Here is a 5,629-nt window from a genome sequence, read left to right as displayed (position 1 = left end):
GAGGTTTGGTTTCTCGTCTGAATTACGCAACAAAGCCTTCACAAGAAGACAAATTAGAAAATGTTCTTGGTTCTGTTAAGGGAATAGACTTAAACCCTTTAGCTGTACTAACTGCAAGAATAAATTATTTTATTAACATATCAGATTTGCTAGAAGATAACTTGGATATTGAAATACCGATTTATCTCGGGGACTCCTCATATGTTCCATCTGAGTACATATTGGATTGTGTTCAATGTTTGAAATATACTATTAACACTCTGAAGGGGCCTCTGGAAATAATTATTCCCAAGTCATGTGTTTCTGACTCTTCGTTATTCTCAAAAACAATGTCTAACATTGAATATCATATCAAAGCTTTAGATGTAGATGCTGTATATGAATCTTTAATTAATTTGTGTGATGACGAAGATAAAACTGAAGAAGTTAAGTCTAGTATCTTGACATTATCTGAGAAGTTTATCGAACTAGAAAATCAAGAGTGGAATGGGATTTGGGCTAGGATTGTTACAAACTTCTTAACTACTGCTAATATTGGACAATTTGATTTAATTGTAGGAAATCCTCCATGGATTGACTGGAAGAATTTACCTGCTGGATATCGCTCTAGAATTAAAGAGCTTTGTTTGGAAAGACATCTTTTTTCAGGGGATGGAGTCACAGGTGGAATAAATCTGAATATCTGTGCTTTGATTTCTAATGTTGCGGCCGAAAACTGGCTCGCACAAGAAGGTATTCTCTCTTTTCTAATGCCACATAATTTAATTTTCCAGCAGACCTACGAAGGATTCAGGGAGTTTTGGACATCAAAAGGTAATTTGTATCTTCAGGAGTTATTTGATTGGGGTAAATCTGGACATCCATTCAAACCTGTGACAATTAATTTTTCCACTTATGTTTATTCAAGGAAGTTTGTTGACTATGAGACTGGAGTGCCTGTTCATTGTATAAATAAAAAGAAAGGATCTCCTCCTTTGAGTGCATATGCACAAGAGACCAGTTATGAAAATGTTGCAATTAGTTTTGATGTTAACTCTAAGCTAGCAGGAACGATACATACTCTAAATAATATATTTAGTTATGCAGAGGATGAAGAGCAACTTCAAAAGTATAAAGCAATTGTTGGGGTTTCTAGTTATAAAGGGAGAGAAGGTGTAGAATTCTTTCCCCAAGAACTGTTTTTGCTAGATTACATTAAGACCACCTCTGGTAAACTAGAGTTTACCAACTACCAGGGGGGAACAAGATCTAAACATAAGATAGTTAAGCAAAATGTTCTTTTGGAGAAAGAGTTTGTCCATCCATTGGTGAAAGGCGTGGATATTGAACCTTTCTCAGTTAAACAAACCTCTTACTATGTACCGTTTCCTTATGAAGAGGGAAGTAGAAAGGCGCTTCCTCCTAGTGAACTTACAAAAAGATCCCCATTATTGGCGAAATATTTTTTGAAAAACAAATAAAAACTCTGGAGCAACAAACCGATTATAATGACAAGATCATAGGCGAAAAGAATATAAGTGCATTTTATTCTCTAGCGCGTGTGGGTGCTTATACATATGGCAGTCATTTTGTATGTTTTCGCGACAATACGAAATGGCAAGCTGCGGTTATTAGCGAGTTAGAGACTCCATGGGGGGAGATGAAAAGGCCTCTTTTTCAGAACCATGCAGTTAGTATTTCCCAGCGTGAAGATGGGACTTTCATCAGCCTAGCGGAGGCGCATTTTATATGTGCTATTTTGAACGCTCCAAGTGTTAAATCATATATGGAGAATTCTAGCGATAGCCGTTCGTTCAAAATTCGCCCTCCAGTAAACATTCCTCAATATGATGAGAATGATCCAGTACATGCTAAGTTGTCTGAACTATCAAAAGATGCTCATGCATTGAAAGGTGAAGACAAACCAATTGATAACGTATTGCTTGAGATTGACACTTTGGTTACAAACGGGCTTTAGTTGTTAGCAAGACATTCGTTACTTTTTGGTCGAGTTCAAATAATTTAACAAGGGTTGATGGCTTTCAGTTGTTTTTTCCTGTCACCCAGAGGCTGCCAAAGGCAGCCTCTTCTATATGCCTGCTCCATCAGCACATCATTGGTTTTCTGTGTTCTAGGTAGTTAGTTACCCTATAAGCTTATCCCCTGTCTGCAGACCTTAGAGCAAAAGATAGCGGTGAGGCTCTACGTAAATGCCCTTTTGATGGTGAAAAAGTGAGAGGTCGTTTCAAAATAGTATAGCAATTGATCTTCTCCAGTCAGACTGCTTAGGAGTTCGAGTCTCTCCACCTCTGTCATTACTCAAACCCCGTCCAGAAATGAACGAGATTTTTCATTAAGTGCCATCAATCGCTCAGACTTTATTGTTCAAACGTAATACCTATGGTTTTCGTTCTAATACCTATGAATTTAGGTGAGCGTTACTTTTTCAGTTCCATATAATGTAGTTCCTCAAGTCCTCTTTACTACTTTGGATGCACGTTAGACATGATCTATAAAACGAAACCATTATTTAACGTTAAGCAACATGAGATCGAGTTTGTTGTTCACCCTAAAGCTTTAGATTTTTATTGTCGCAAACTTGGAATTCACTCTACGTTTGAATTATCTAGTGGGATGTATGTTCTCGTGGTGCAAGGGTTACCGCGAACTGATAGCGTTTTGGATCGTGTTGGCGATATCAGAAGTGATCTCCCCTTTGGGCTGAGAGTTCCTTTGAATGCTCAAACAGCTAAAGCTTCAGCTCATGCGGCAAAGTCGGCCCGTTATCAGTTTAAAGAACCAGAGCCAATTCGATCTGTGTTTGAACAATTAACACCATTAAGTGCTTCTGTTGTTGAGTATGAAAAAGCACAATCACCAAAACAAGAAAAGAGATTCGACCTAGCTTGGATGCAGGTGGAAGAGACCATACCTCAACAACGTCTTTGGGCTGAATTGTTTACTTCTGAAACTCCTTTAGAAATCCAAGACTTAATCAAAAAATCAAATGAGCATCTCAACGAAGCCGACAGCAACAGCAGATAAGAAAAGACTTGATGCTCTTATTGAAGAAGCAAAAGCGGCCAGCACCGAATTAGCGAAGCTGACTGAAGAGCAAGTTGCTACTGCTAACCGCCATTTTGAGTTACTCGATTATTACGCTGAAGAAGCAATGAAAAAACTGGAAGCTGACGGCCTTCCAAGTGACTTATATGCTTACGCATCAATGGGGGTTGGTGCTATCGCGGTTGGTGTCGAGCAGCATTTAAAAAACATCAATGGTGTGCTTCTTGAAATTAACCACCTTTACGTATCACAGGTAGCGATGGCGAGTCGCGTTGGTGGTGTTAACTACGGTTCTTTTGTCGCAGAGCGAGCTTCGCTATTTAAAAAGTTAGATGGTAGCTTTGCCGCGTTATCCAAGCGTAGCATTCAAATCCCTGTTTATACTCAGATTAAACGCAACCTCAAACTGTCAACTCGCTCAATCATTCATAATGCCGATGAGATTATCGCAAAAGGTATAGTGCCTAATTTAGGCAAGCGTATGGCAAATGTGGCAATTGGTATTGCTACATCTCGTGGAGTCGGTTACGTAGGATTGGTACTTGGCGCTGCGAGTGGCGCCAAGAATATTTATGATGCTTGTTCTGTTGATAGCTCAGGAGAGTGTGGCAAAGTAACAACTCGTGAAGTAGTTGGATTTATTGGTGGTATTGGTGGCGGTACAGTGGGTGGAAATATGGCTTCCACTGGCACTATTTTGGTTCTAGGCGTTGTTGGTGTTACCTCTGCTCCTGTGTTAGCAATTGCTGCTATTGGAGCTTTTGTAGCTGGAGGCGCTATTGGTGGTATTGCGGGCTCGGCTATAGGAAAGACTGTTGGTGATAGTATTTACTTCTTGTACGAGAAAAGTGTTGAACTGTCGGAGTATATTGAAGAAGAAGTGTTATGAGTTGGTATGAGATGATTGCCATTGTTTTAGGTATGACTTTCGGTGGATATTTAGTCCTTTGGTCTATTCCTGGTGTGATTATGAGCGCAATGGTCTCACTAGGTGATATCGAAAGAATTGTCTTTATTGATAAACAATTGGCGAAAAATTTAAATAAGTATTACGACGAGAAAGGCTACATGCGCTGGGATTATCAAATGTCCTATGCAATTGGAACTCGATTGTTTGGGTACTGGCTCGCTTACCCATTTATTAAGCATAGGATGACCACCACATCGAAGAAATTTAGAGTATTTATGTGGGTTAATTGTATTGGCGTGTGGAGTTTTTTTATTGCTCCATGCTTTGCTCTATTGGTTCAATGGCTGGAAAATATTGGTTGATCTGCTTAAAGAAGCAATGACTTCCCAGTTGTACTATCTTAAGCTGAGATAATTGGTTCATGGTTTGGTAAGTTGACCAAATCGTCTTTTATCTCCATTATCTCATGAAGGTCAGTACAGCATTTGCCGAAAGTGGGTAAAGTCTAAGCGAGATGCTTCCAGTAGGTGCTAAGACTATGATAAAAAATAAACTATTGGCGCTATTCTTCTGAGGAAGTATCGTTCCAGCCGTCACTTTCGTTATAGCGTGCTAAGGTTTTTTCCATTAGGTCTTTGATTTCAATGTGGTGAGTATTGTCAGGAGAATGGTGAAGCGCAGATCGCTTTGCTCCCCCTAGGGTTTTCATAAAGATGTTTTCTTCATCAATTTTCCTTTCTTTTACATTGAAGTACGTGATGTGATAACTCGGCATAAAATCGATATCCATTAATTGGTCTGCATTTAACAATACAACATTTCGTCGCAGTATTACACATGATGGTGAACTGGGTGCACGAGAATATGCGCTTGATGCGTCTCGATGTTCCACTCTTTCATTTCTGCAAGGAACAGGCCGTGATTATTGATGGAGTCGATGAGCTCTGGCGCGCGCTCTAATTGGATTAATAATGATAGTGGGGTAACTTGCTTGTGCTCTTGATCAAAGCCGTGTTCGATTTGTTCTTCAAGCATATAGATTATGCCAGGCTCCGCTTCGCTACCTTCTTCAAACAATCGTGACTCGATCCCTTCTGCGTCATATAAATGAACCAGTAAGTTATACAGCTTTTCAGCGCCAACAAGTTTCGTTCGATTTGCTTGTGAGTTCAGTTCATGTAATCGCATCTCTAAGTTTCCCCCTTGTTTTCTCGCTACGCTGAGCATCAGTTTGATGTCTTTTTTGATATTCGATAAGGACTTATCGTTGAGCTTTGGTTTGAGGTATTTGATCAGAATGTCATTGCGTGTCGCGACTGGTACAAAGCGGGTGGATACGGACACCCGACACAGCAAATGAAGCAGGGCGTGGGTAATGACGTTGTGAAGGTTGTGGTAGTAGTCAAAGTCTCGTTTGATTTGCATAGCCAAGGTAACGTTGTGGATTAGTTTTTAGAATATGGGTGCTCGTTGGCCTGTCTCGTTACAATACTGAATCAGGAAGAGGGTTGCCCCTCTTCCTGTCCAGCTACTTCATACGTGTTTCGTAGACAACGAAGCGTGCCAGAAAGTCTGTGCCGCCTCCTTTATACCGAACCTCGCAAAGCGAGTCTCGGACTATCAGAAGTCCACACAGTATTGTGATGCAAATGACCACTAAGCCCATCAGGGCGG

The 5,629-nt window shown here is 40.3% G+C and carries 6 protein-coding genes and 1 pseudogene; 4 read left to right on the top strand and 3 right to left on the bottom strand.

Annotated elements, in window-relative coordinates; genetic code table 11:
- From OU793_RS23415 to OU793_RS23400, 4 genes and pseudogenes are all read left to right on the top strand, one after another.
- On the top strand, window positions 1-1,460 hold a 1,460-nt coding region (locus OU793_RS23415), incomplete at its 5' end, for a hypothetical protein (RefSeq protein WP_274647861.1).
- A gap of 179 nt (window positions 1,461-1,639) precedes the next feature.
- Window positions 1,640-1,957 (top strand): hypothetical protein, encoded by a 318-nt coding sequence (locus OU793_RS23410; RefSeq protein WP_168465940.1) that lies wholly within the window; start codon window positions 1,640-1,642, stop codon window positions 1,955-1,957.
- Window positions 1,958-2,868: 911 nt separating this feature from the next.
- Window positions 2,869-3,934 (top strand): annotated as a pseudogene (locus tag OU793_RS23405) (hypothetical protein); the annotation flags it as partial.
- Window positions 3,931-4,317, top strand: coding sequence for a hypothetical protein (locus OU793_RS23400; protein ID WP_025789712.1), 387 nt, complete (start codon window positions 3,931-3,933; stop codon window positions 4,315-4,317). The pseudogene OU793_RS23405 and the gene OU793_RS23400, both read left to right, overlap by 4 nt.
- A gap of 200 nt (window positions 4,318-4,517) precedes the next feature.
- Here the strand turns inward: OU793_RS23400 and OU793_RS23395 are convergent, their stop codons facing one another.
- The 3 genes from OU793_RS23395 to OU793_RS23385 form a co-directional block, all read right to left on the bottom strand.
- Complete coding sequence (locus OU793_RS23395) at window positions 4,518-4,745, bottom strand: hypothetical protein (RefSeq protein WP_023623338.1); 228 nt, start codon at window positions 4,743-4,745, stop codon at window positions 4,518-4,520.
- Between the two features lie 41 nt (window positions 4,746-4,786).
- Window positions 4,787-5,380, bottom strand: coding sequence for a DUF2913 family protein (locus tag OU793_RS23390; RefSeq protein WP_023623339.1), 594 nt, complete (start codon window positions 5,378-5,380; stop codon window positions 4,787-4,789).
- Window positions 5,381-5,483: 103 nt separating this feature from the next.
- The coding region (locus OU793_RS23385; protein WP_274647862.1) for a Hok/Gef family protein at window positions 5,484-5,629 on the bottom strand (146 nt) is incomplete at its 5' end.

This window comes from Vibrio sp. VP6, assembly GCF_028823755.1.
GTDB lineage: Bacteria > Pseudomonadota > Gammaproteobacteria > Enterobacterales > Vibrionaceae > Vibrio > Vibrio parahaemolyticus.
This window is presented reverse-complemented; position numbering and strand designations above follow the sequence as displayed.

Excerpts from the sequence above, each read along its gene's own strand:
- OU793_RS23410 (WP_168465940.1), top strand. The coding sequence starts at position 1,640 with ATGAAAAGGCCTCTTTTTCAGAACCATGCAGTTAGTATTTCCCAGCGT.
- OU793_RS23400 (WP_025789712.1), top strand. The coding sequence starts at position 3,931 with ATGAGTTGGTATGAGATGATTGCCATTGTTTTAGGTATGACTTTCGGT.
- OU793_RS23395 (WP_023623338.1), bottom strand. The coding sequence starts at position 4,745 with ATGGATATCGATTTTATGCCGAGTTATCACATCACGTACTTCAATGTA.
- OU793_RS23390 (WP_023623339.1), bottom strand. The coding sequence starts at position 5,380 with ATGCAAATCAAACGAGACTTTGACTACTACCACAACCTTCACAACGTC.